This is a genomic window from Acidovorax sp. GW821-FHT10E03 (assembly GCF_059415205.1).
Genome location: NZ_JBWKMU010000013.1, coordinates 163,061 through 188,329 on the forward strand (window position 1 = coordinate 163,061; position 25,269 = coordinate 188,329).

The 25,269-nt window shown below is 62.4% G+C and carries 25 protein-coding genes and 1 pseudogene; 19 read left to right on the top strand and 7 right to left on the bottom strand.

Annotated elements, in window-relative coordinates; translation table 11 throughout:
- Nucleotides 1-5 precede the first annotated feature (5 nt).
- The 3 genes from AC07OD_RS22330 to xisR form a co-directional block, all read right to left on the bottom strand.
- Nucleotides 6-1,268, bottom strand: a complete 1,263-nt coding sequence (locus tag AC07OD_RS22330) for a tyrosine-type recombinase/integrase (protein WP_494598031.1) — start codon at nt 1,266-1,268, stop codon at nt 6-8.
- An 18-nt stretch (nt 1,269-1,286) separates the two neighbouring features.
- A complete protein-coding gene (locus AC07OD_RS22335) occupies nt 1,287-1,505 on the bottom strand; it encodes an XRE family transcriptional regulator (protein ID WP_494598032.1) in 219 nt (72 codons plus the stop codon).
- Between the two features lie 126 nt (nt 1,506-1,631).
- On the bottom strand, nt 1,632-1,835 hold the full coding sequence (xisR, locus tag AC07OD_RS22340) for an excisionase family protein (protein ID WP_494598033.1): 204 nt from the start codon (nt 1,833-1,835) through the stop codon (nt 1,632-1,634).
- Here xisR and AC07OD_RS22345 point away from each other — a divergent pair.
- The 8 genes from AC07OD_RS22345 to AC07OD_RS22380 all read left to right on the top strand — a co-directional run bounded on the left by AC07OD_RS22345 (nt 1,834) and on the right by AC07OD_RS22380 (nt 11,156).
- Entirely contained in the window at nt 1,834-2,013 is a 180-nt protein-coding gene (locus AC07OD_RS22345; protein WP_494598034.1) for a hypothetical protein, read from the top strand. The genes xisR and AC07OD_RS22345 overlap by 2 nt on opposite strands.
- 139 nt (nt 2,014-2,152) lie before the next feature.
- Entirely contained in the window at nt 2,153-3,076 is a 924-nt protein-coding gene (locus tag AC07OD_RS22350; RefSeq protein ID WP_494598104.1) for a restriction endonuclease, read from the top strand.
- A 28-nt stretch (nt 3,077-3,104) separates the two neighbouring features.
- On the top strand, nt 3,105-4,712 hold the full coding sequence (locus AC07OD_RS22355; protein WP_494598035.1) for a restriction endonuclease: 1,608 nt from the start codon (nt 3,105-3,107) through the stop codon (nt 4,710-4,712).
- A gap of 32 nt (nt 4,713-4,744) precedes the next feature.
- Nucleotides 4,745-5,515, top strand: coding sequence for a Hachiman antiphage defense system protein HamA (locus AC07OD_RS22360; RefSeq protein ID WP_494598036.1), 771 nt, complete (start codon nt 4,745-4,747; stop codon nt 5,513-5,515).
- On the top strand, nt 5,505-9,017 hold the full coding sequence (locus AC07OD_RS22365; protein WP_494598037.1) for a DEAD/DEAH box helicase: 3,513 nt from the start codon (nt 5,505-5,507) through the stop codon (nt 9,015-9,017). Before AC07OD_RS22360 ends, AC07OD_RS22365 begins: the two co-directional genes overlap by 11 nt.
- 176 nt (nt 9,018-9,193) lie before the next feature.
- Nucleotides 9,194-10,009, top strand: coding sequence for a TIGR02391 family protein (locus AC07OD_RS22370; protein WP_494598038.1), 816 nt, complete (start codon nt 9,194-9,196; stop codon nt 10,007-10,009).
- Between the two features lie 279 nt (nt 10,010-10,288).
- Nucleotides 10,289-10,600 carry an HU family DNA-binding protein gene (locus AC07OD_RS22375; RefSeq protein WP_494598039.1) on the top strand — a complete coding sequence of 104 codons (312 nt, stop codon included), beginning with the start codon at nt 10,289-10,291 and terminating at the stop codon, nt 10,598-10,600.
- A 103-nt stretch (nt 10,601-10,703) separates the two neighbouring features.
- Nucleotides 10,704-11,156 carry a helix-turn-helix domain-containing protein gene (locus AC07OD_RS22380; protein WP_494598040.1) on the top strand — a complete coding sequence of 151 codons (453 nt, stop codon included), beginning with the start codon at nt 10,704-10,706 and terminating at the stop codon, nt 11,154-11,156.
- Nucleotides 11,157-11,206: 50 nt separating this feature from the next.
- Here the strand turns inward: AC07OD_RS22380 and AC07OD_RS22385 are convergent, their stop codons facing one another.
- A complete protein-coding gene (locus AC07OD_RS22385) occupies nt 11,207-12,520 on the bottom strand; it encodes a hypothetical protein (RefSeq protein WP_494598041.1) in 1,314 nt (437 codons plus the stop codon).
- A gap of 356 nt (nt 12,521-12,876) precedes the next feature.
- Between AC07OD_RS22385 and AC07OD_RS22390 the strand changes: the two genes are divergently transcribed.
- The 5 genes from AC07OD_RS22390 to AC07OD_RS22410 all read left to right on the top strand — a co-directional run bounded on the left by AC07OD_RS22390 (nt 12,877) and on the right by AC07OD_RS22410 (nt 19,055).
- Nucleotides 12,877-13,269 (top strand): ATPase, encoded by a 393-nt coding sequence (locus tag AC07OD_RS22390; RefSeq protein WP_494598042.1) that lies wholly within the window; start codon nt 12,877-12,879, stop codon nt 13,267-13,269.
- A gap of 663 nt (nt 13,270-13,932) precedes the next feature.
- A complete protein-coding gene (locus AC07OD_RS22395) occupies nt 13,933-16,026 on the top strand; it encodes a ParB/RepB/Spo0J family partition protein (protein ID WP_494598043.1) in 2,094 nt (697 codons plus the stop codon).
- Nucleotides 16,027-16,750: 724 nt separating this feature from the next.
- A complete protein-coding gene (locus AC07OD_RS22400; RefSeq protein ID WP_478179443.1) occupies nt 16,751-17,059 on the top strand; it encodes a DUF736 domain-containing protein in 309 nt (102 codons plus the stop codon).
- A gap of 555 nt (nt 17,060-17,614) precedes the next feature.
- Nucleotides 17,615-18,445 (top strand): DUF932 domain-containing protein, encoded by an 831-nt coding sequence (locus AC07OD_RS22405; RefSeq protein ID WP_494598044.1) that lies wholly within the window; start codon nt 17,615-17,617, stop codon nt 18,443-18,445.
- 259 nt (nt 18,446-18,704) lie between these two features.
- A complete protein-coding gene (locus AC07OD_RS22410) occupies nt 18,705-19,055 on the top strand; it encodes a DUF2958 domain-containing protein (protein WP_494598105.1) in 351 nt (116 codons plus the stop codon).
- A gap of 106 nt (nt 19,056-19,161) precedes the next feature.
- On the opposite strand, the gene AC07OD_RS22415 is transcribed toward AC07OD_RS22410, so the two are convergent.
- The 3 genes from AC07OD_RS22415 to AC07OD_RS22425 form a co-directional block, all read right to left on the bottom strand.
- Entirely contained in the window at nt 19,162-19,983 is an 822-nt protein-coding gene (locus tag AC07OD_RS22415; RefSeq protein WP_494598045.1) for a DUF5677 domain-containing protein, read from the bottom strand.
- Between the two features lie 230 nt (nt 19,984-20,213).
- On the bottom strand, nt 20,214-20,996 hold the full coding sequence (locus AC07OD_RS22420; RefSeq protein ID WP_494598046.1) for a hypothetical protein: 783 nt from the start codon (nt 20,994-20,996) through the stop codon (nt 20,214-20,216).
- A 122-nt stretch (nt 20,997-21,118) separates the two neighbouring features.
- Entirely contained in the window at nt 21,119-21,418 is a 300-nt protein-coding gene (locus AC07OD_RS22425; RefSeq protein ID WP_478179439.1) for a helix-turn-helix domain-containing protein, read from the bottom strand.
- A gap of 133 nt (nt 21,419-21,551) precedes the next feature.
- Between AC07OD_RS22425 and AC07OD_RS22430 the strand changes: the two genes are divergently transcribed.
- The 6 genes and pseudogenes from AC07OD_RS22430 to AC07OD_RS22455 form a co-directional block, all read left to right on the top strand.
- Nucleotides 21,552-21,893, top strand: coding sequence for a DUF2958 domain-containing protein (locus AC07OD_RS22430; RefSeq protein WP_478179438.1), 342 nt, complete (start codon nt 21,552-21,554; stop codon nt 21,891-21,893).
- 14 nt (nt 21,894-21,907) lie between these two features.
- Nucleotides 21,908-23,014 (top strand): hypothetical protein, encoded by a 1,107-nt coding sequence (locus AC07OD_RS22435; RefSeq protein ID WP_494598047.1) that lies wholly within the window; start codon nt 21,908-21,910, stop codon nt 23,012-23,014.
- 118 nt (nt 23,015-23,132) lie between these two features.
- Nucleotides 23,133-23,336: a transcriptional regulator domain-containing protein gene (locus AC07OD_RS22440; RefSeq protein ID WP_494598048.1), complete on the top strand. Its 204-nt coding sequence runs from the start codon at nt 23,133-23,135 to the stop codon at nt 23,334-23,336.
- Nucleotides 23,337-23,400: 64 nt separating this feature from the next.
- Nucleotides 23,401-23,952, top strand: a complete 552-nt coding sequence (locus tag AC07OD_RS22445) for a DNA -binding domain-containing protein (RefSeq protein ID WP_494598049.1) — start codon at nt 23,401-23,403, stop codon at nt 23,950-23,952.
- 92 nt (nt 23,953-24,044) lie between these two features.
- On the top strand, nt 24,045-24,350 hold the full coding sequence (locus AC07OD_RS22450; protein WP_494598050.1) for a helix-turn-helix transcriptional regulator: 306 nt from the start codon (nt 24,045-24,047) through the stop codon (nt 24,348-24,350).
- A 29-nt stretch (nt 24,351-24,379) separates the two neighbouring features.
- Nucleotides 24,380-25,183, top strand: a pseudogene (locus AC07OD_RS22455) (replication initiator protein A); the annotation flags it as partial.
- Nucleotides 25,184-25,269: the final 86 nt, after the last annotated feature.

Below are 25,269 nucleotides of genomic sequence, written 5' to 3' on the forward strand. Positions count from 1 at the left end.
ATAAATCAACAACTTACATTTTCTACATCAGTTTTTTGGGGCAAATTTGGGGCACTTTTTGCCATGTTTTGCATGCCCTCCCAGATGCGCTCCAGCTCTCTGGGGGACTCCGTATCTATCCATCGACCATAAACGGTGACGAGCATGGAATAGTCGCTGTGGCCCATCTGGTTGGCGATGAAGGCCAGGTTGCCCCGTGCCGTGAGGTTCCAGCAGGCGTAGGTGTGCCGGGTCTGGTAAGCCGGGCGAGGCCGGATCTCCGCGCGCCGGATCAGATTGGCCCACTTGGTGTTCCAGGCGCTCGGTACGAAGTAGTCGTTGACGACCTTCTTGCGGGCCTGCGTCTTCGGCGATAGCAGCACGCGCACGCGGTCGATGCGCGATTCATGGCGGTTCAGCCAGACGGTCAGGTCGGCAGGTTCACGCCGCTCCGCGTCCGCGATCAGCACCTTCAACGCTTCGCGCACCGGTGGCTGCAGCAACACGGTGCGCTCCTTTTTGGTCTTGGGCACCTTGAACGTCACAGACTGCGTGATCGAACGGCGCACCGTGATCTTGCTGAAGTCTGGCGCGACATCCTCGACGGCCAACGCAAGCAGTTCGCCCGGCCGCAACCCGGTATAGATGGCCAACGTTACGGCGGCCTCGTCGATGGGGTGCAGGCAGCCCTTCTCGATCAGCGTGAGGTATTCCTCGTAGGTCAGCGGGTCCGGGTCTTTGCTGCTCTTGGTGAAGCGCACGCAGTGCTTGCCGAGTTCGCCGCAGTAATGGTTGTTCTCGCACCAGTGCAGGAAGCCGGCGAAGGTTGCCAGGTAGTGGTTCACCGTGGAGACGGCGCGTGTGACGATCAGATCCGCACGCAGCTTCTGGATGTCCTCAGGGAGCAGGGTGTCGACTACGCGATTGCGGCCTAACGTCGCCACGCAGATGTCGAGCGCGACCTCGTAGCGCGATTGCGTCTCAGGCGTGATGTCCACCGCCTTGAGCGGCTTGTAGCGCTCGCAGAGATCACCCACGCGCTTGCTGGACGCGGAGCTGTCGGCCGCGCGCGAGTGCGGGAAGAACTCGGTTTCGTTGTAGTTGCCGTTCTTCAGCGCGAACAGCGCTGCGCTGCGCAGGCCGGCGGCGTGCTTGATGTTGTTGCGGGTCGGCTCGATGCCGAGCGTGTGCCGATGGCGGGCGCCCTTGTACATGAAGGCGACACGGATCGACTTGCCGTGTACCTCCACACCGGGAAAACCTGTATTGGTTGCTGCTGCGCCCGCCATGTCTTTGATCCTCGCTACTCAGTTCTCCGCTTCATCGCCGAGCGGCCATTGCCCGGTCTTGAGCATGAACAGCTCGAACAAACCGGGCGGCATCGCCCGGTCACCTGCTTCCCATTGCTGCCATCCACGCAGCGATGCCCGTACCGTGTGTGCCGCTTCGGTTTGCGTGAGGCCTACGGCAAGGCGGGCTCCGCGTATGGCGGTCGGCGTGGGACTATGCGGTTTCGAGTCGGTCATGGGTGCCGATGACAAGAACCCGCGCCGCCATGCGCGACCGGGGGAAAACTGTGTTGGCGGCATTGTACGCTCATTGAGCGTATTTCCTCGGTCAAGGTCGCCTGAAGCGTTGCGTCCTAAGGGTCGCTAGAAGGCGACAACGTGGGTTTCGCTTTCGACCCAGCGCTCGAACTCGGCCACGTTCACGAAAATGCGGCCGTCCGGCGCCTTGCGCCAGAGACGGCCCTCAATCCAGGTGCCGTTTTTGACCTTGTGCCGCACGGCGTTCTCGCTGTAGCCCGTGATCTCAGCGAAACGCTTGATGAGTACCCATTGACTGGCATGGCCCATGACGATGACCTCCGTTCAGAAGGCCATCGACGCAGGGAAGGGCGGCGGCCTTGTCTGGGACAAATTTTCCGAGGCGGCGCACGCAGGCAAAACCCGCGTAGGCGTGCACGGGCGCAGAAGGGCGTGGAAGGGGCGTGGAAGGAACAGCGAATCATTCAAGGCCACCGGCTTCGAGTGACGCGAGTCCGGCTGCTTCATGCGCCTAGCGACTGATGCGTCGAATGGGGCATACCTTTTGATTCGTTTGGCGAATGCTCCTCGGAATTGTTGCAGAATGTTTATTCAATCTGACAATCGGCGGTTTCGGAGGGGAATCAATGGCGAGACGGCGCAAGTCCAGCACGGCCGAGGACCTCATGGATCTGGTGGCCTTGATGCCTTGGTGGGCGGGCGTGGTGTTGGCGCTCGCCAGTTACTGGGTGCTGCATGCCATTGCCACGCGTCCACTGCCTGCGGCACAGTCTGTCCAGCAGATCGGGCAGTTGGCCACGACGGCAATCTGGCAAGGCCTCGCCACGGGAGGCCAGTATCTGCTGCCGATGATCTGTCTCTTTGGCGCCGTCATGTCGGCGGTGCGTCGGCGGCAGCGGCGCGCCTTGTTTGATACGACCTCCGCGAGCAGCAGTGCCGATGCGCTGCAGGACATGTCCTGGCAGCAGTTCGAACTGCTGGTCGGTGAAGGATTCCGGCGACGCGGGTATGCGGTCAAGGAGGTAGGTGGTGGCGGAGCCGATGGTGGCGTGGACCTGGTGCTCACCAGGGCCGGCGAGAAGTCCTTCGTGCAATGCAAGCAGTGGAAAGCCTTCAAGGTTGGTGTCTCCACGGTGCGAGAGCTTTATGGCGTGATGGCCGCGCATGGCGCAGCAGGCGGCTTCGTCGTGACCTCCGGGCGCTTCACGCAGGAGGCGGCGGCGTTCACCAGCGGCCGCAACATCCGACTGATCGATGGTCCGGCGCTCATGCAGTTGCTGCGCGAAGCGCGCGGTAAGGCCGAGACAAGTCCATCATTTTCCCATGCGGCGGTGCCGCATGGCACGGCAACGCCCGCAAGGTCTGCTGAATCGGCTGGCATTGCTCAGGCGATGGAGCCGGCAGTGTCCGCCGACCCGTCGTGCCCCAAGTGTGGCAAAGCGATGGTGCGGCGGGTGGCGAAGCGGGGCGCCGCGGCTGGCAACGCATTCTGGGGGTGCTCGGAGTTTTCTGCGGGATGCCGGGGCACGCGCGAGGTACAGGGCTCCTGATGGCGACCAATTACAAGAAGGAGAAGAAATGGGGCGAAGAAGCGGTTTTGAGGGATTCCTGCGCGCCACGGCGCGGGCAGTGGCTGCGGCTGAGCGTGAACGCCAGCGCGGCATTCGTGCGCAGTTGACCCAGGCACGGCAGATCGAGCGCCATCAACGCATGGCGCTGGCACAGCAGAACCGCGACGACCGTGCCGCGCAGAAACTTGCCAAAGCGCAGTACCTGGCTGACCGGCAGGGCGAAGCCGATGACCTGAACGCCGAGTTGCAGGATCGGCTGGAAGAACTGCAGGGCATCCTGGCGCATACGCTGTCGCTGGATGACCGAATCGACTTCGACGCGCTGCGGCCCGCGGCGGATTTCGAAGCGTTCAAGCCACCGCCGGAACTCGCACCGGGCCGCGCCCCACGCGCGCTGCAGATTCAGCCCCCTTCCGGCCTGCGCAAGCTGATTCCGGGAGCTGCGAAGAAGCATGCCGCCGCACTGGCCAAGGCGGCCAGTGACCATCAGTCGGAAGTCGCGCGCTTCAACCAGGCCGAGGCCGCCAAGCGCGAGCAGTTTGCCAAGCTCAAGGCGGACTACGACCAGCGCAAGAGCCAATTCGAGATGGAGGCCCAGCGCCGCAACGCCGAGGTCGATGAGTTCCAGACGGCCTACCGCGCCAAGGAGCCGGACGCCGTGGTGGCCTACAACGAGATGGTGCTCGCGCGGTCTGAGTACCCCACGGAGGGGTTCCCGCAGAAATTTCGCATCGCCCACAGCCCGGACTCGTCGGAATTGATCGTGGAATACGACCTGCCGGAAGTACAGGCGATCCCCAAGGAGGCGGAGTACCGCTACGTCAAGACCAAGGACGCCATCGAGTCCAAGGCCAGGAAGCCGGCAGAGATCAAGCAACTCTACCAGGACATCGTCGCCTCGATCGCGCTGCGCACCTTGCACGAACTGTTCGAGGCCGATCAGGCCGATGCGCTCGCGCTGGCCACCTTCAATGGCATGGTGGACACGCACGATCCGGCCAGCGGGCGCGAGGTACGGGTGCCGGTCGTGTCTGTGCGGGCGCCGAAGATGGAATTCTTGGGCCTGCGGCTGGAGAAGGTCGACAAGGTGGCCTGCCTGCGAAATCTCGGCGCCCAGGTGTCCAACCGCCCCGACGAGTTGCAGGCGGTCAAGCCGATCGTCGAATTTGACATGGTCGACAAGCGCTTCATCGAGCAGGGAGATGCCCTGTCAGGGCTCGAAACGCGCCCGAACCTGATGGACCTGACGCCGGCGGACTTCGAAGTGCTTGTCTCCAATCTCTTCAGCAAGATGGGGCTAGACACCAAGCTCACGCGCAGTTCACGAGATGGCGGCGTGGATGCGGTCGCATTCGATACGCGTCCAGTGCTCGGCGGCAAGGTGGTGATCCAGGCCAAGCGCTATCGCGATACGGTGGGAGTGAGTGCCGTTCGGGATCTGTACGGGACCATGCTCAATGAAGGAGCCAACAAGGGCATCCTGGTCTGCACCAGTGGCTATGGGCCTGATGCGTACAACTTTTCCAAGGACAAGCCGATTGAACTGATTGATGGGGGCGGACTGCTGTATCTCTTGCGCGAGCACGCGGGGACTGCGGCGCGCATTGCCGTGTGACGGTTTAATCATATTGGAGAAATGGGGGACGAATGGCACAGTTCGTTAAATGGTGCGCGACCATCAAGGAGAGCGTCAACGGTCATGAGATGACGGTTCTCAATGCGGATCCAAAAAAAATAGGTGGCGCCGTCAAGGCGCTATCAAAGCTTGTTCCCTCGCAATATGCCTCGGATGCTCGCGTCGCCCATTTGATGAGATCGTTGGGCAAGACAGCTGTGGCTGAATACATCGATGAGAAACTGCCCACCTCCAAGTCCATTCGTTCCGGCGACCTTGGCGAGATCTTGGGAACCTCTTACCTCGGCGAGTTCACGGTTTTCACGCAGGGGGTGAAACGTTTGCGTTGGAAAGATCACCGAAATATGTCAATGCGAGGCGAGGACGTGCTTGCGTTTGGTGTGGATGCCGCCACTGGGGAGGTGCTGGTTCTCAAGGGCGAGGCGAAGAGTCGCGTTGCCCTATCGGGCACAACCGTGACAGCGGCACGAAAGGCGCTGTCCGCGAACAAGGGGCGTCCTTCTGCACACGCGATCTCATTCGTGGCCGATAGGTGTTTCGAACAGGGGAACACGCATCTGGCCGACTTGCTCGATTCGGCTCAGCTCAAGACGCGGCTTAAGGCGTCACAAGTCACGCACTTGATGTTCACCTTCTCCGGAAATGATCCTGCCGCGCACCTGCGCCGCGACCTTGAGACATACACAGGGACCATCGAACAGATATCAGTCGGGCTCCGTGTCGTCGAGCATCAGAAGTTCATCAAATCGGTATTTGATCTGGTAGTCAGCAATGGCATCTAGCATCGAAGAGATTGAAGCGAACATTGCGCAGGCCATCGCGCCAGGGTTCAGAGAGAAACTCCTCGCTCGCGGACAGTCCAGATCGATGATTTGGCGCGATGGTGTTCTTCCTGACGACGCGCCGAGATTCTCGACCTTCTTGACCTATGACCTGCTCTCCTACGGGTATTCGTTGCTATCGCTTGGTCTACGGCTCACGGAGCTAAACGGTAATCCGATACTTGCACGAAATGCCTTCGAGCACGCGGGTGAAGCGTTGGAGGCGGTAGTCGTCAGAAACTCGGATGCCCCTGCGCGCGATTTCCATCGCGTCGTAGCGGCCGCGTCCTATCACCTGGGTCGCTTCTCTGCGCGCGCGTATTCGCTGCTGCATGTAGGCATTGAGCAGGCGAACCTTAGCAAATGTGAGCGAAGCCTCGCCAAACTGATGCTACGAGATCTAGATGGCCTAAATGATGAGATCGCCAGATGGAAATCGAATGGCACTGGGTCCGATGAGGCCTTGATCTCTGCTGTTGGTTCGGCACTCATCGAGGTCACAGCACAGGACGAGTCTGACGAAGAGCCTCCAGATTCGACGCTCGCCAACGCGGTAGATTTGGCTTTGACCGATAACTTCCTAGGCGCACTAGCGACCGCAATGCTTGCGTTTGAACGCGGTGACGCCTTGCTGATCGAGACGTCTCTCTCAAAGCTACGCGTCGGACGAGGCGGCGCTGCGGAGTTCAATCTGGTTGCCTTATGGTGGTGCCACAAGTTGGCAATTCATCTGATCCAGGGGCTCTGGGACATGAGCTTCCACCAGCGACTGCCGATAGACGGCTCGCCCAGCGACGCTACGTCGGCTTGGCCCGAACTCAGGCAGCTATTCATCGCTTCCTTGTATCGCCGCGGAAGATCTGAAATTGAGCTGTGGCCGTCTCAGCTTGAAGCCGCAAAACGAGTGCTTGACGACGATGCCAACTTGGTACTTTCGCTTCCGACTAGCGCTGGGAAAACGCGGATCGCTGAGCTTTGCATACTGGCATGCCTCGCAGCCGGAAAGCGTGTCGTGTTCGTCACACCGCTTCGCGCCTTGTCGGCGCAAACAGAGGTGGGGCTGCAACGGACCTTTCGGCCGCTGGGAAAGAGTGTCTCAAGCCTCTACGGAAGCATTGGGGCGAGCGGTGCCGATGTCGATGCGTTGCGCGCTAGGGACATCATCGTGGCGACTCCTGAAAAACTCGACTTTGCCCTTAGAAGCGACCCGGACCTTTTGGATGACGTCGGACTGGTTGTGCTCGATGAAGGGCACATGATTGGTCTCAATGAACGGGAGGTGCGTTACGAGGCCCAGATACAGCGGCTTCTGACCCGCGCCGATGCGGCAAGCCGCCGCATCGTCTGTCTTTCGGCAATTCTTCCCGAGGGCGATCAGCTTGATGACTTTGCGGCATGGCTGACAGGTGACAAGCCCGAAGGCTTGATTCAGGACAAGTGGCGACCCACACGGCTTCGCTTCGGCGAAGTGACGTGGAATGGGGAGCACGCGAGTCTTACCGTTTCGGTGGGAGATGAAAAACCGTTTGTTCCAAAATTCTTAAGCGGCTTTGTGCCCCCAGTCGGCAGGCGCACGACGAGTTTCCCCAAGGATCAGCGCGAACTCTGTTTGGCTACAGCCTGGCGCCTCGTAGAAGATGGTCAGACGGTGCTCATCTTCTGTCCATTGCGCGCATCGGTGGAGCCCTTCGCCACGGCGATCGTCGACCTGCACAAACGTGGAGCTTTGGCCTCGGTGTTCAACCAGGACAAGGCGATTCTTGCATCGGCTCTGGCCATTGGCGCCGAGTGGTTCGGCAAGGAGCACGTACTGTTGAAGTGTCTGCAGCTCGGTGTGGCGGTGCATCACGGCGCCTTGCCATCACCCTACCGCAAAGAGGTCGAGCGACTGCTGCGTGATGGGGTTCTGAAGATCACGATCTCGTCACCGACCCTTGCGCAGGGCTTGAATCTCTCCGCGACTAGTCTCGTTTTTCACGGATTGATCCGCAATCGCCAGACCATTGAAATCTCTGAATTCCGAAATGTGGTCGGCCGCGCAGGTCGAGCGTACATCGATGTCGAGGGATTGGTCCTGTACCCCATGTTCGACGATGAGGGAAATCGCCGACGACAGTGGCAGTCCATGATTGACGATCACAGCGGGCGACAAATGGAAAGCGGATTGCTGCGCCTGATCCTCACCTTGCTGCTGCGTATGGCGGCCAAGCTTGGAACGAAGGACGTGGAGAGCTTGCTGACATACGTGGCGGGCAATGCCGCGTGGAAATTCCCCAAGGTGTCTGACGAGTCCGTCGAGGAGGCAGCCACTGAAGAGTCAAAGTGGCGGTCGTACATGACCAGTCTTGACACTGCAATATTGAGCTTCCTCGGCGATCAGGCAGTACCGGATGACGAGATCGAAGCACGCCTCGATGCGGCGCTCGCTTCGTCATTGTTCGAGCGACGGCTCAGGCATCGCAAGGCCCATGTCGTACAGGCGCTCACGACGACTCTGCTAGCGCGAGCCAAGTTCGTGTGGAGCCACTCGACGGCCGCACAGCGACGAGGCTATTTCCTGGCTGGCGTGGGTTTGGAAACAGGCCGCTTGCTTGATGCTCGGGCGGCCGAATTGGAAGCACTCCTTGCTCGCGCGAATAGTGCGATCCTGGGTGGAGATCACCCGGATGCAACCGAGGCGATCACAGCGTTCGCTGAGGTCGTCTTTTCCATACCTCCTTTTGTTCCAGATGACCTGCCCGCCAACTGGAAGGAAATATTGTCGTTGTGGCTCAGTGGCAAGCCATTGGCAGCACTGACCACCGCGAATACCGCAGAGGTTTTCGCTTTCGTGGAGCAAGGGTTGATCTACAAGCTCCCGTGGGCTATGGAGGCGGTGCGTGTGCGCGGCCTTGCGCATCAGGATCCGTTCGATGAGGAAGCTGAACTCACGGATCGTGAGTCGAGGCTTGCCGTCGCCGCAGTGGAAACGGGAACACTACTTAGGTCCGCGGCGTATCTCATGCAAGCCGGATTCGCGTCGCGACTTGCTGCGATAAAGGCTGTTGGAGATGGCGATGGCCAGTTCACTTCGGCCCGCGCATTGGTTCGGTGGTTGCGAAGCGAAGCCGTTGAAGCCCTTGCCGCCAAAGCCTCATGGCCGACTGTTGAAACACATTCACTGTGGATGGAGTTTGTGCGTTCTTTCGATACGCAGGCGGCGCAGCCTTGGACTCGTTCAATCGATTCAGCGGAGGTGTCCTGGCTTGAGGGAAAGATGCCGAAATCGGGGGTGCCGCTCCGTATCGATTCAACCAACGATTCGGGAGATATCGTCATGAGCGCCGACTATGAACGCCTCGGGGTCTTAACCCAACGGCTCAACGCTGATCGCGCGGGGCTGTTGGTTGCCACCGCATCCGGAGCTCGAAAAACCATTGTGCTCAACTATGTTGGCCCTGACGGACTATGGGCGGAGCAATGAGCGTGAAGTGCAGCCAGCCGGTATTCGCTCCGCACTTGCGCACTGCGGCATCCACGGTGCGCAAGTTGGATCAGAGCGACAGGCGCTCCGCAGGGCGGGCGCTCACGCTGTTGAATATCTTTGCCGGCAAGGGATTGCAAGCCATCATCTAATGGCTGCTCAGACGGAGCTACGCAATGGCGACACGGATTCCCGTTTTTAGTTCGCAGCAGCTTGAAGCTGCCTGTCGCGTGCTGGCCGATACCGAGCGTGGTCTGAGCGGCACGCAGATCGAGCGCCTGCTGCAAGAAATCGAGGTGGCCGACACTTCGCCGGGCATTACGAAGTGGAAGCGGCTGTTCAATGCTCTTGCCGAGGCGCAGAACGAGCATCAGATGGGCAACTACCTGATCATGTTCATCAATCGCGCGATGAATCCAGTGAACTATGCGCGCGATCCTGGGGCGTTCGCCTGGCGCCGCGACGAACTCAATGTGGTGCTGGCATTCTCCGGATTTTACGTGCGTGACGACGGTAAGGTGGGATATGCGGACAAGGCGACAACACTGGATGCGGCTCGCGCCCGTGCCGGTCGACTCAAGGCTGCGCTGGAGAGCCGGGTCGTCCATGCCGAAGTGTTGAACTACTGCCGCGCCGAACTGCTCGACGAGAACTACTTCCATGCGGTCTTCGAGGCGACCAAGGGCGTCGCGGAGCGAATTCGAACGCTGTCCGGCCTGACAGGGGACGGTGCCGATCTGGTGAACAAGGCATTTGCAGGTCAACAGCCGGTTCTGGTCTTGGGGGCGCTGGCTAGTGAGTCCGAGAAGAGCGAGCAGAGAGGTTTTGCGAACCTGCTGATCGGCTTGTTTGGGGCTGTGCGCAACCCGTTGGCCCATGCTCCCAAAACGAACTGGCCCATGTCCGAACAGGATGCACTCGACATCCTGACGATGATGTCCCTGATCCATCGCAAGTTGGATCGTATCCAAAGAGCCAACTCCGCATCTTGATAAATGTACCCGGGGTTGTCTATGGTGCTACGGCAAAGCGCGACGGCAGGTCCAGCCTTACGCTTCTGGGCTGTGTCTGCGCTGCGTTTCTCGATTTGTGCGCACCAGTTTTTCCAACGGCATGATGTCGGCGAGAAGCTCATCGGTGGAAGGGATGGACACCGGGAAAATACAGTGCATTGCTTCTCATGTTGAGCCTCTCCTGTTTGGCCTCAAAGGGGATAGCGTACTGCCTCGGATATAAACGGGGCTTCTCTATCCTCATTTCACTTTGCAGCTATGAATCGCGCTGAACTCGTTGAAATCCTCGCCTCCAAGAACGATCTTTCCAAGACGGCCGCCAATGCCGTGCTCGACACGCTGATCGAGACCATCCAGACCGCCGTGAAGAAGGGTGATGCCGTGCAACTGGTCGGCTTCGGTACCTTCAAGTCAGCCAAGCGCGCCGCGCGCGCCGGCAAGAACCCCGCCACAGGCGCAGCCATCAAGATCCCCTCATCCACGGTGCCCAAGTTTGTGGCCGGCGCGAAGTTCAAGGCCGTGGTGGATCCGAAGGCCGCCAAGCGCAAGGCCGAGAAGGCCGGCAAGTAAATCGCCAGGCCTTACTCCGCAAGCCGTCCGATGGCACTGGCCTTGGGCGGCTTTTTTGTTGGGGCTGCTACGCTCCACACCATCCATAGTTCAGGTTGAAACGATGACAGCTTTCTCCGAGGCATTCCGGGCCGAGGTCCTGCGCATGGCGCGCAAAGAGATCAAGGGCGAACTGGGGAGCCTGCGCAAGACCGTCACGGCGCAGCGCTCTGAGATCGCGGCGCTCAAGCGGGACGTCAAGAACCTGGTGTCCCAGGTGAAGGCATTGCACAAAGCGGCAGGGCGGCAGGTCGACAATGGCAAGGCTGTTGCCCAGGACACTGACACTCCGGCACGCCGTAAGCGCCGCTTCCGGTTCGACGCGCAGGCGTTGGCGGCCAAGCGCGAGCAGTTGGGTATCTCGCAGCAAGCCATGGCGGCGTTGCTGGAAGCATCGACGCTCTCCGTGTACAAGTGGGAGAGTGGGAAGGTGACACCGCGCGCGGCGCAGCTCGAACGCATCCATGTCGTGCTGAAGATGGGTAAGCGCGAGGCATTAGCCAAACTGCAAGCGTGATGCGCACTGCATATCGGCATTTGGAAACGCGCGCCCATTGGCCGATGCGCTCAAGTGAAGTTCGACGCGCCGTCGCGCAGGCGTTGGCTGATTTGTTCGACCAGGGCTGCCGCTTCATTTCGGCGGATGGCGTGCTGTGAATGTGGCCTGGAATCGATGATGTTTGCCAATTCACCTGGGCTGACAAATCTGTAGCTGTCTGGTGGTTTGTTGCCCGTCAACTCGGTGATTTCCAGTTTGAGGCTCATCAGTGTCGATTGACATTGACTGCAGATTTGAGGTGCCACGGACCAAGCGCCTCGCGCGTTGTTACTGGTCAGGAAGAACACGACCTTGCCCTTGTCGCCTATGTAGACGATCTGCTGTTTGCCGCGTCCGCACACTGGGCATGACCAATCGTCTGAGACTGAGTCCCAGGCCAGCGCGAAGGCTTCTTCCGAGCGCAGCATGGCGAGATAGTTTGGCGGCAGGGGCTGGCCGGGTTTCTGTGTGGTGGTGCGCCATCGTGCGAGATTGCGGTCGGACTTCTTCGGTTGCGGCCCAAGGGCCTTGTAGAGCGCTTCGGTGGACACCCAGTCCTTGATCATGGCGTCACCGATGCGGTTGGCGTACCCGAGAACAGGGATGGGCTGGGTTCTTCTCTTGTGAGGCTCGTACCAATGGGTGTCCGTGGCTGCGGCACGAGCGACCGCGTTGATCAGTTTCATGCGCAGTTCATAGGCGGGCCGGGCTTCCTCCCATGTGTGTCGGGCTGTCGCCGCATCGACGTAATGCGGCTGATGCTCACCGCTTTGAATGAATCGGCGAATCTGGCCGGTGGAGAACGAGAAGTAGGGCGGGGCGGTGACCAGTTTCTTCGCGTCGGCGTCGGCGTTGTTGCAGTCCTCGCAGACCAGCACCTCTTCGTAGGCGGCGAACGCATGGCCCATCCGCTCGACCAAGCGGAATCCGTCGATCTGCTCAACGTTAGTGCCCGTTCGCACAAAAGCGGCGTGAAACGCGGCCTGCAAGGCTTCGCCCATGTGATCGTGATGGATCACCAGCTTGGCCAGGATCTGTTGCTTCTTGCCGAGCCGAGAGACCTGGAACTTCGAGCGGCCGCAGCACGGGCATGTCCAGTCCTGGGAAGAGCCTATCCAGTGGCTGTTCATCTCGAAGTCGTCTACCCCGTGGTGATCCTTGATCTTCAGCGATGTCGACGACTGAACGCCGTCGAGGCTGGTGATCTCGCCGGTGTTGATGCATTCGACGAGGAGGGCAAGTGCTTCCTCTCGCTGGGCTTGCAGTTGCTCGAGGTCGGAACGTCTTTGCGTGGAACACCATCGCGCGAATTGACTGGATAGGAATAGAAGATCGTCGGCCATCGGTGCTTTTTGTAGGAAGTCCAATGGCAGACATCCTAATGGGGCATCCCGGCGTGCCGCCGTCGGGCTCGCGGGCTGCGCCCCATGCCTCGTGGCGCGGCATGGCCATCCGGCTTTGATCCCTGACGCCTCCGGCCCTCGAGGGCCTGCGCGCTGCGCTTGCCTGTCCGTGCCTTCGTTGGAGGTGGATGGCGGTCTTGCTTGTCCCCTTCACCGTACCACGGCGTTCTCTCCGTCAAGGGCCGCGCGCGCGTTGCGCGCTTGCGTCCTGGCGGCCGTCGTTGACCCCTGACGGCGTGCGCTGCGCCGTGCTGGCCACGGTTGCGGGCAATTCCGCCCGATAACCGGAGAAAGCCATGACTGAGAAATCGCACGTTTCACTGGAGCAGCGCGTCTGCCTGGTCTGTGGGGTGAGTTTCGATACCGGCAACCTCTTGCTGGACCGACGCCTGCGCGCGAGCATGGAGCACCACACGACGACGGGCTGGGGCCTGTGTCCCGAGCACCAGAAGCTGTCCGATGACGGCTTTGTGGCATTGGTCGAATGCGACCCGCAGCGTAGCGCGCCGGCGGGCGCTGGCCGCATCAAGCCCGAACAGGCGTATCGGACGGGCCGGCTGGTCCATCTGAAGCGCGATGTATTCGCCAAGGTGTTCAATGCGCCGATCGCGGACGACCAGGCTTGCGTATTCGTGGAGCCTGGCGTGATCGAGCAGTTGGAGTCGATGGTGGCGCGGGCGGCGAACTGATCGCGCCTGGCAACCATCGGGTGCATCGTCCTGAAGGGCGATGCCCCCTTTTTGCTGCGCTCGGTGTCGATGCCTCCGCACATTCGGCGTTGCGCGCTTCGCTTGCTCTTCAGGGGATCGGCTGGACAGCCCATCCCCGCCGCGCTGCGCTTGGCGCCCCTCGAAGACCGCCGAACAGGCTGCGCTTGATCGGCCAACAGCCATCCATCTAGGCGTGCCTTCGGCACGCGGTGGCGCTCGCCGCGCGGCGGTGGATTCAGCGCATCCCCTGGCCCTTGGCCGCTGTTCGTCTTTCCCCAAGTCCATCGCTTTCTCCCGCGACCGTAGCCCGCGGCGCCTGGCCGTCAAGGCGCGCCGGGCCGTGTCCTCGCCTGCGGCTGCGGGCCGCACCAACCCTGCGCTTCCTCCTTGACGGCCCGTCCCTCGCGGGCCCGGTTCTTCGCGGGCGATGAACTCAGGAAAGACGGCGGCACACAGGGACCGGCCCAGGTCTCTGCGCCGAACCCACCAAAGCCACAACGGGCTCCGAATCTTGGAATCCGGTCAGCTTTGAAACCACAGGAGGCAAGCGCATGCAGACACCGAAACCATGAACCGACGCCAGCGATTTTGTTTTCTTCCTTCTTGTTTTGAACGTCCCCGAGCGGGACAGGAGGTTTGACCATGAATACCGTTTCCCATCCAGAAGTCCATGCCCTGCACGCAGTCGCTGCTGCTGTGGCAGTCGCAGCAGCTTCCAGCACCCCCAGTGACGCAGGCGCAGCAATCACCGTCCCGGTGGTCGCGCCGTATGAGCTGCACCTGATCGCGCTGTCCAGGCTGCGCCCCTCGAACCGCAATGTGCGCAAGAGCGGCGGCACCGCGATTCCCGAACTGGCGGCGTCCATCGTCCGCGTGGGCCTGCTGCAGAACCTCACCGTGATTGCGTCGCCCGATGGCGAGCATTTCGAGGTGGTCGCGGGCAAGCGACGGCTCTCAGCCTTGAAGCTGCTGGCCAAGCGCCGCAAGCTCGGCAAGGATCATCCCGTGCCTTGCCTGCTGGTACCCGATGCATCGGCGCGCACCGTCAGCCTGACCGAGAACGTCCACCGGGAATCCATGTCCCCGGTGGATGAATTGTTCGCGTGGAAGGCCCTGGCTGCCGAAGGCCGGTCACTGGAAGACATTGCGGCGGACTTCGGGGTCACGCCGCTCGTGGTCCGGCGCCGTCTAAGACTCGCCAACGTCTCGCCCCGGCTGCTGGCCGACTATCAGGCCGATGCGGTTTCGCTGGAGCAGTTGATGGCGCTGGCCATCACCGACGACCATGCGGCGCAGGAGGCCGCGTTCTACGACGTTCCCCAATGGCAGCGCAGCCCGGAATCGCTGCGCGATCACCTGACGAGCGAAGAGATCGACGCCAGCCGCGATGCGGTGGCGCGCTTCGTTGGGGTGGAGGCCTACGAGGCGGCGGGCGGTGGTGTCCGGCGCGATCTGTTCTCGGACGAGCAGAACGGGGTATTCCTGACCGATGCCCGATTGCTGGATGTGCTGGCGCGGGACAAGCTGGCGGCTGTCGCCGAATCCGTGCAGGCCGAAGATTGGGGCTGGGTGGAGGTCGTCCCACGTGCCACGGCGGCGGAGCTGCACGGCTTCCAGCGGGCGCGCCGCACGCGCCGGGAGCCCGGCAAGGCGGAGGCCAAGCGCATCGCCAAGCTGGAAGCCGAGCAGAAAAAGCTTCAGGACAAGCTCGACGACGAGGATGCCGACCTGTCCGACGATGGCGTGCAGGCCCTGCAGGAAGAACTGGACCGGCTCGGGAACGAACTGGAAGCCATCGAGCAAACCTTGATGGCCTACGCGCCCGGTGTCGTGCCAGTGGCCGGGGCCGTGGTGTCGATCGATCACCTGGGCGGCGTCGTGGTGCATCGCGGCTTGCTGCGCGAGGAACAGGCCAAGGCGCTGCGGGCGCAGGAGCGGCAGGCGGCGGGGGAAGCGACCAGCGGCGGCATTGGCGGCATCGATGGGGACGCAGAGAATGCCGAACCGGCGACGCCGGGTATCTCGGAGAAGCTGGCGAAGCGGCTGAGCGCACACCGCACGGCCGCATTGCAGGCGGAAGTCGCCCGGCATCCGCAGGTGGCGCTGGTGGCTGTGGTGCATCAACTGGCGCACCGGGTCATCCTCGACGGGTACGGCGGCACGCCCGTCAACATCACGGCCTTTGCGCAGGACCGGCTGGCGCAGTACGCACCGGACGTGGACGAGGCCCCGGCGGCGGCGGGCATGCGTGAAGTCCGGGAGGCCTGGGCGGCACGCCTGCCCAGTGACCCGGAGGCCTTGTTCACTGAGCTGCTGACGATGCCGCAGAGCGAACTGCTGTCGCTGCTGGCCGTGTGCGTTGGCTTCACCGTCTCGGCCATCGCTTCGCAGGAGAGGGAGATTCCCGCCGCCTTGCTGGCGGAGGCTGTGAACCTTGACATGCACGAATGGTGGACGCCGAGCGCTGCGGGCTACTTCGATCATGTGTCCAAAGCCAAGGCACTGGAAGCGGTGCAGGCGTTCGCACCAGGGGAAGTTCACCGGCTGGCGAAACTCAAGAAGGCGCAGATCGCCAGCGAGGCCGAGCGGCTGGCGGCGGGATCGGGATGGTTGCCGATGATGTTCAGGAAGCCGGAGCCTGCCGTCGACGTACCGGCAGGACAAGGCGCGGGGGCTGACGCCGAAGCGAATGCTTCGGAGGTGAACGACCCCGAAGAAGTGCACGCCACGGCGTGAGCTTGTGCCCCCGCCCTTTGGCCGGGGCTTTTCTCACTCTCTCACCCGAGCCGATTGCATCGGCGCGACGCGCGCGGCAGGTGTGCCGCGCGCGTTTGAACTTCTGGATTCCAGCGGGCGCTGCCCGCGACTTCTGACATGGCGCCCCGCCTGTGAGCGGTGCGCGGACGTTCTCGGCGTTACCGCGCTCGGTTGCGCGTTGGCATCCCGTCCTCGATGCTGGCGGGCGGCGGATCATCGTGAACGACGGCCATTCACCGACAGGCCGGATGCACGCTGACTTTCGAACTGCTATCTCGCGCTTTCCTGTCGCGGCGATGCGGTGGTGCGCTCTGCCTTGTCTTCCCTGGTCAGCCGGCCTGGCATTCGGCGGAGCCGAATCCATGCCGGAGCGCTGTCTTGTGGTGGGAGTGCCTGGGCCATGCGATCCGTCCTTTGCGAGGACAGGTCCGCTCCCTCGGCCTTGTATTTGCCGTGAATCCTGGCGCCGGCACGGCGCACGCTCTCTGCGTTCGGTGCGCCTCGGGCTTGTTCGCCGCAACCGGCCTGCCCAACAAATTTCCCCTCCGCTGCGCGGATTCCTCGCGAGGCAAATTTCCCGGGCCTGCCGGTCCTTCGCGTTGCTGCGGCCTTCGGTGCGGCGCGCCCGGCACCGCGCCGTCCGGTTCACGCCAAGGCCGCGATGGGCGCGGAACCAGGTTCAACCTCGAAGGACTTTTCAATCATGGCTCACATCGGCACTTTCACCGCACAGAACGACAGCTTCACCGGCACGGTTCGTACCCTCACGTTGAACGTGAAGGTCAAGATCGTGCCCAGCGACAAGGGCAGCGAGAACGCACCGGACTACCGCATCGTCGCGGCGGGTGGATTCGATATCGGCGCAGGCTGGAAAAAGGTCAGTCGTGCCGAGCGTCCGTACCTCTCGGTGACGCTGGACGATCCGTCGTTCCCGGCGACGATCTATGCCCGCCTGGTCGAAGGCGAGGACGGCGTGCACAACCTGATCTGGTCGCGCAGCAAGGGCGACTGAGCGTCGCCCCGGCGCCCCGCTTCGGCGGGGCGCTTTGTCGTGTTCAGCACCGGACCTTCTTGCGGTCTCGATGGGTGGTTGGCCTCTTGGGCCGTGTCATGTGCATCTGCTGGACTTCACCGTATTCGTCGCAAAGTCGATTCTGTTGCTTCGTACTTTGACGGATCGTCGTAGAAAAGTACAGCAGGTTTTGTTCCTCATCGGGTTTGATGGGAAGCGGCTTGGAGGTTTGGCGATTCCGTGCGTCTCCGGCTCTGCCGGACCGCGCTCTTGTGTTGCACATCGAGCCGCCGGGCGTCTCGACCCTGTCGGGCGCCGATCGCTGACGCCTTCGCGCCTGCGGCGCTGCGCGCTTCGCTTGCGGAGAACCGGGGCAGGAAAGGGGGGCTGGCTTGCTGGTGAGCCCATCGTGCCACGGCGGTCTGGCCGTCAAGGTCTGCGCGCACTGCGTGCGCTGGCGGCCGGGGCGGCCGTCTTCGCACCTTGACTGCTGCGCTGCGCCGTGCCCCGAAGGGGCTCGGGCAATCCCGCCCGGCTTCCTTTTGGAGATTCATCATGAAACTCGCTTCCCGTTTCGCCCATCATTCCCCGTCGCTGCGCAGCAGCTCGCCTCTGACCGACGACCAGATCCGCGCGGTCGCGCCTTCGATCTTCGCTGTCGACAAGCACGTGAGCCGGTCCGACCGCTACACGTACATCCCGACCGGCGAGGTGCTGACCGCGCTGCGCAAGGAGGGCTTCGAGCCGTTCATGGTTTGCCAGACGCGGGTTCGGCAGGACGACCGGCGCGATTTCACCAAGCACATGGTGCGCATGCGCCACGCGACCCAGGTGAACGATGCCGAGGCCAACGAAATCGTGCTGCTGAACTCGCACGACGGCACCAGCAGCTATCAACTTCTGGCGGGACTGCTGCGCTTTGTCTGTGCGAACGGTCTGGTGTTCGGCGACACGATGGCGGATGTGCGGATTCAGCACAAGGGCCAGATCGTGGACCGTGTGATCGAGGGGGCCTACGAGGTGCTCGACGGCTTCGACCTGGTGCGTGAACGCCGGGATGGCATGCGAGCAATCACCCTGGATGCGGCGGAGCAGGCGATCTTTGCGCGGGCCGCACTGGCGTTGAAGTACGAACCCGATCCGGTGAAGCCGGCACCGATCACGGAGGCTCAGGTGCTGGAGCCCCGGCGCCCGGACGACATGCGTTCTGATCTGTGGTCCACGTTTAACCGGACCCAAGAATCGCTGGTCAACGGTGGGCTACCTGGCCGCGGTGCCACGGGTCGCCGGATGCGCACCCGGCCCGTGCAGGGCATCGACCAGAACGTGAAGCTCAACCGGGCGCTGTGGATGCTTGCCGAGGAGATGCGGCGGCTCAAGGGCTGATGCCCACGGCGGGGCGAGGCCCCGCTGCTGGCGCTATCGCCTTTGGCGCGATGGCGCCAGTTTTCCTGTGTCGCGCGGTGCGTTGGGGGAAGGGGCTGGCTTGCTGTGACCTCCATCGTCGCACGGTGTTCTTGCCGTCAAGGTCGGCGCGCACGCCGTGCGCTGGCGGCCTGCGGCCGTCGTTGAACCTGGCCGGCTGCGCTGCGCCGTGCCTCCTGCGGTCTCGGGCAATTTCGCCCGGATTCCGTTCAAGGAGAACATCATGACCAGGCTCATCACCGACGAACAACGTGCGCAACTGCTGGCCAACGGCCGGCAGTCCATCGAGAACCCGGACTTCGATCCGCATCCGGTGGTCAAGCTCTTCACGCCTGACGCAGGGGCGACCTGGCTGCTGTGCGGGGTCGATCCCGATGACGACGACTGCTTGCACGGCCTGTGTGACCTGGGGCTGGGCTTTCCGGAGTTGGGCTGGGTGAGCTTGGCTGAGCTGGAGGCGCTGCGCGGACCGCTGCGTCTGGTCGTGGAGCGGGATCTGTACTTCAAGGCCGACAAGTCCATCGGCGCCTATGCGCGCGAAGCCCGGATGGCCGGACGCATCGTCGCGTAGCTGCACCTGTTGCTTTCGCCGCCGAATCGCCTCTGGTGCCGTTCAGACGCTGGAAGATGCGAGGACTTGGCCCAATCCCGTGACAGGGTGGCCGGTCCCGGCGGTTTTACTGATCGTCGGAAGCCCCTGTTCTGCCGAGGCTGAAATCGCCCAGTTCATGGAGCTTCTCTCGTGCGCTCACGACGAACGTTGCTACGGCCTCGGACGAGACATCTTGTGCTGTGATGGCGAGCGCAGCGATCACCGTTTGAGCGACGATGGTAGCGACAGAGCCGATACGCTCGAAGTCGGGTTCGTTCCTGAATGCTGTCGCTTCGCCGTTGTGATGGACGATGTGGTTCTCCATGTCCTGAACCGTCGAATGCACCGAATCGCTCAGGCTCGAGTACAGCACCACGTATAGATCGTGCAGTCCCGCTGTCCTGGCGAGTTGCTCGACATTCCTGGATGCCACATCGAGCTCTTTCATGGCCGCCCGGCTTTCAGCAATCACTTCGCGTGCGCGCACTTCGGACAGTGAACCTTTCAGGGTCTCCGAGGTAGATCCGAGGACCCTGTTGACGCGCTTGATGCGCGAGTCGTGATAGCCCGCAGCAAGGCTTTTGGCCGCATCGTTGTCCTTGGTAATTGCGCCCAGGGCAAACATGGCCTCCAGTGCGACCCGAGCCAGCGCCTCGCCTTGCTGAGCCATACCCAGGTGCACCAGGATGACCGCGCCCTGCGCGGTGCTCACAACCTTGGCGTACAGACACATGCGCATCTCGGCGACTGTGTCCCCGGGCTGGCTGGCCAGGTCGAACTGATGACGCCAGGCAAATGCGCACAGTTCCTCGACCCACCGCATCAATGGGCCGGCAGCGTCCTTGGCATTCGCATTGATCGCGGGCCAAGATCCGCGATCCAAAAATCCGTTGTCTTCGAATGACATGTTCTTCCTTTGTGTTTCGCAACGATCCGGAGCAGTTTTCCGCCGCCGCGGCGATGGTTCGCCCGAGGCAGAAGTTTCAGGTTGGATCTTGTCCGGCCTTCCGTGACAAAACGGATCTTCGCGATGAAGCCAGGCAAGTCGCTCATCCCCATTCGCGGCGGCACCATTCACCGGCACACCATGCGCTGGGACACCTTGGACCCCAACGCATGAACGTCGAGCCAGAGGCGCTAGTCACGGTCCCTGCGATAGGCGCCCGATATCCGTGACATGACTTCGTCGAAATTGAAGTCAGCTTGGAATCTGGACTCGAACCGTCCCTGTTCACCCTCATAGACAAACTCGGCGCAGTAGCAGTCAGGCTCCCCCTCGCCGCAGTCGTCACAAGTCGGATTGCAGTAAGCGATCATCTGATCGGGGGCATCGGCTGGATCATCTGATGCCATGAGAGCATCTTCGTGGGTCCAATCACTCGAAGCCACCTCGCCGCGGGCGAACTCCAATACATCCTCAACGGCGTCGAGATCCCAATCTGCCAGAGCTTGGTATGCCGGGCGCAGCACGACGCGAGCGTAGTCAAACCGGTAGCCATCGAGGATGCACAAGACACGGCCCTTCTCCTCAACTAAGCTCTGAAATGAGATGGGACCGTACTGCTGCTCAAGCTGGCGATACCGCTTTGGATCGAGCCGAATATGCTTGAGTGCGTTATTGATAGCGTCGATGAGTTCGAATTTTCGGTTGCTGAAGCGTGCGCCATTCACGCTGAACGTTTGATCGAACTTCCGAACCAAATCTGTTCTGCTTTCCTTGATCCCATCGGCATTGCGGATCGCCTGGATGTAATCGACTGCATGTGCAACAAACAGGTTGGCACCGAACACTTGGTGCAACTCCACATGCCCGGCGTTGATGTTGGCTTTCAGCCGGACCATCGCTGGCTCAAAGATCGCCCGGATGTATCGGCCGTAGTCTTTGCACGCTTGTTCTAGCTCTGGATTGGGGGATGTCATTTTTCGTTGGCATTATCAGTTGCCCCCGATCTTGACGACAAAACAGACACGGATCCGGGGGCGGCTTGGCGGCTTCCGGACGCGATTGAAATCGTCCGCTTCTTGCCGGTATGTGCCAGTGGTTAGCCTCGTTGGTCTTCTTTCGGAAGCCGCGCTTCCGCCTCCAGTACCAGTTCGCCCGCGCTGCGCTGCAGAGCCCGTGCGATCTTGAAAACCAAAGCGAGCGTGGGCATGTGCTCGCCGCGTTCGATCTTGCCCATGTGGGAGCGTTCAATGCCGGCGAGATGGGCGAGGGTTTCCTGGGCGATGCCATCCTCGGTGCGGATCGCGCGCACGGCGGCGCCAAAGGCCTGCGCCGGCGCGGCTTCGAAGGTCGTCGCGCCGGCAGGCCTTCCTCGCTGGATTCCACGCTTGGGTTGCATGGCACCAAGCGTCGTAGGACATGGCTATTAAAACCACGTTAAAGATAACTCAATCCTTTGCGCGCCAACGCGCAGCAGCCTAGAATTCCCCGCGATGAACAGGCGGGTGTGCAGCCTGAACACCGGAGACCTCATGCCCTTCCTCACAGACGAACAGCGCCGCGAGATGCTCGCCAACGGAGCAGCCCGCGCCCGGGGCGAAGACATCGACTTCTACCCAGTGCTCAAGCTCTACACGCCCGATGCCGGTGCATCCTGGGTTCTTACCGCGCTCGATGCAGATGGAGACACGGCCTATGGACTCATCGACGTCGGCACCGGGTTTCCGGAACTGGGGACGGTGAGCCTGTCCATGCTGGCAGGCATCAAGGGGCCGAAAGGCCTGCCTGTGGCGGTCGAACCTCAGTACAAAGCGCGCAAGACCTTGTCGGTCTACGTGGCCGACGCGCAGCGCGACGGGATGGTCACCGACTGATCTGTGCTTTCGCTATGCTGATCGCCGGCATGGCACACGAATTCGACATCATTCACACGCTGGAGGCCCGGAGCAATTTCCAGCTGGAATGGCTTAAGAGTCACTTCCAGCTCAACGGCGACCAAATGCATCGCGCCATTCAGGGCTCCTACCTCGCGCTGCGCGCCGGGCTCGATGCGAAGGGCATCGACTACAAGGAACTGAAGAACGCTCTTGTTCCCCTCACGAGGAAGATCGAAACGGCCTTCTTCTTTGACTGGACCAGGTTCGGCACGAACTTCTGGGGCCATGAGGTGATGGACATGCTGCTGCCCAGGCTCGAGCGCACCGGAACCCGGAGCATTCTGTACGGCGACTGGACGGGAGGCGGCTCGTCGTTTGCCGAAGCCTTCGAGGCGAGCTACGGCGAGACCGACATGGACGCCCGGTTTCCGAACGCCTGGCGCGCGGGCACGGTGGCCTTCTACTACGTGAACAATCTGACGAGCGCGGGCAAACAGGCGTTCGAGCAAACCTTCGCCAATCATCCGGCGTACATCGGTGCGCTGGACCTGACCTACACATCGCTCATGAAAGCGATGATCTCCACGATGCTGATCCGTGCCTTCATCCAGCACCGGAGCATCGTTATCGACACCCACGAAGATGGTCTCGGCCCTGACCACAACGAAGGCTATCTGCCTTGGCACTTCAAGAAGTTCGGACTGACGGTCAAGAGCGTCGAGAGCTCGCTGTACCAGATGTTCCTGTCGTACAAGATCGAGCGGCCGGTGCTCGATGACGAGGAAGATGTCGCCATGTCGCTGAATGCACTGACGCCGAACCCCGTGCACATCGATGACTGTGTTCTGGATCTCGATGAACGAAAGCTGGGCTACCTTCGACAGGCGCATGGCTCCGCGCTGACGCATGCGGGTCTCGCCGAGTTCTCGGCCGATGAACTGGCCGAGAGGATCAAGGCGCAGTTTCGCGGAGGCTACATCTACAGCATGGGGCGCTCCAGGGAGGACGACACGTTGAAGTTCAACGTGGTCGTCGAGGACCTCGGCCGTTCGCGCGTGCAATGTGGGTTGAAATACTTTCCATCCGAGAGCCGGGTCTCCGTCATCACGCTGTTCTGAGCGCGGGCCGCGCTCCCCGCGTTTGCAGCGCAGAGCGCGACCCCCCATCGCCTCAAAAGCCACCCGCGCCGCTCCGATCCATGGCAGCGTGTCCGTTCTATTGAACGGAGCACGCGCCATGACGACGCTTTCCGATACGGATGTGCCCGCCGCGCCCTGGAGCGCCGCCGCCGCCTACCTCTACACGCTGGACCTGGACGGTCCCGCGCTGGCCTGGGAGTACCTGCGCCGCCATCCCGGCTACCGCATGGCCTGGCAAGGCGGCCGACTTCGGCGCAACCGCGCAGCGGTACACCGCTGGGGCTTGCGATGTTGCCGATGACCCGCGCCTCGATGCGCGCGAGGCGCATCCGCTTTGGCTCAGCGATACCGGCGGTCTGCTGCATGTGCGTGCCCTGCACGCGCACCATGCACCAGCCCGTTCACCCACCACCGCGGCCTTCGACCTCTGGCGCATCCCTGGCCGCAAGTGCCTGGAGGGCTCCGGCGATGCGGTCTTGACTACGGCGATCGGCACGCGCCATGCGCGCATCGTGCTGGACGCGGGCCTGGAAGATGGATCTGCCTACGTCTGCGCCGTGCCGTTGACTCCACACCTGCGCGGGCAACTCCACGAATTCCAGGACCTGGCCGCGTTGCTCGATGGCGATCCACTGCCGAGTTCCCCGGCGCGGTCCGTCTCTCGCGCTGGCCTGCTGCACCTGCGCGCCTTGCAGGCGCTCGATGCCGCGCAGGCCCATGCCTCGCACCGCGAGATTGCCATCGCGCTCTTCGGCCTGGACGCCGTGCGCTCGCAATGGCATGCCGATGGCGTGCTGCGGGCGCAGGTGCGCCACATCGTTTCGCGGGCCGAGGGTTTTATGCGGCGTGGTTACTTGGGCTTGGCTGGCGTCCGCCACGCACACGCCGGCGCCCCCGGAGACGAACCCATGCACTGAATATCTCCCTGCCCGCGCGCCGTTGATTTCCCGAGACTGCCTCCATCGGACCGCGAATGGCTTGCGGTCCATCCACCGAGATGGAGGCCTTCATGGCAGCTGGACATTCGATCTATTCGCGCACGGCAGCAGCGGCTGCGCCGCAGCCCGCTCCTTCGGCAGCGGCCCCGGCCGCAGTCGCAAATCCTGAATTCCTGACCACCGATGAGGCGGCCGCCTTCCTGCGCCTGTCGCCGCGCACGCTGGAGAAGCAGCGCGTTCTCGGCGGCGGGCCGCGCTTCCGCAAATTCGGCGCACGCGTGGTCTATGCCGCGGCGGACCTGCGCGCCTGGGCCGACAGCAACACCTTCGGCATGACCTCCGATCCGGGCTACGTGGTGCGCGACTCCGTCCGCTGAATCTGCTCCCTGAACTGGAACGGTCCGCCATGTCCAAGCGCCCGAGCGAACGCGAGCAGTTGCCGCTGTTCCGCGCGCTGCCGGGCGAGGACATGGCTTTGCGCGACGCCCAGGACCTGATGGCCTACCCGTTCTTCAGCCTGGCCAAGTCCCGGCGTACCGTGCCGATCCGCTTCGACGCCGGCGGCATCTCGCTCACCGTCGAAGGCGTGCCTGAGCATGGCATCGCCACCATCTGGGACGCCGACGTGCTGATCTGGGCCGCGAGCCAGATCGTGCAGGCGCGGGATGAAGGCCGGCCCACGTCCCGCCTGATGGCGGCCACGCCCTACGAGATCCTGCGCTTCGCCCAGCGCGGCACCGGCCAGACCGAGTATTTGGCGCTGCGCGCCTCGCTGGACCGGCTGCAGTCCACCACGGTCCTGACCTCGATCCGCCAGGCCGGCAAGCGCATGCACCGCTTCTCGTGGATCAACGAGTGGCAGGAGCACGTGCGGCCCGATGGCCGGTCCGACGGCATCGAGCTGATCCTGCCGGACTGGTTCTATTCCGGTGTGATGGACGACGCGCTGGTGCTCACGCTCGATCCCACGTACTTCCGGCTCACCGGAGGCATCGAGCGCTGGCTGTACCGGCTCGTGCGCAAGCACGGCGGGAAGCAGCGCAACGGGTGGCGCTTCGACATGCGCCATCTGTACCTGAAATCCGGAAGCCTGCAGCGCTACCGCGACTTCGCGCTGCACTTGCGCGGGCTGGTCCTTCGCCAGTCCTTGCCAGGCTACCGGCTCGCCATTGAGTGGTCCGGCCGCACTGAATGGCTGGCCTTCCGCCCCGATGCTGACGCGTCTCTACCGCCCGACTTGTCCACAGGGGATGTTGAAGAACCTGTGGATGGTGTGTGGATGGACTCGGGAGATCG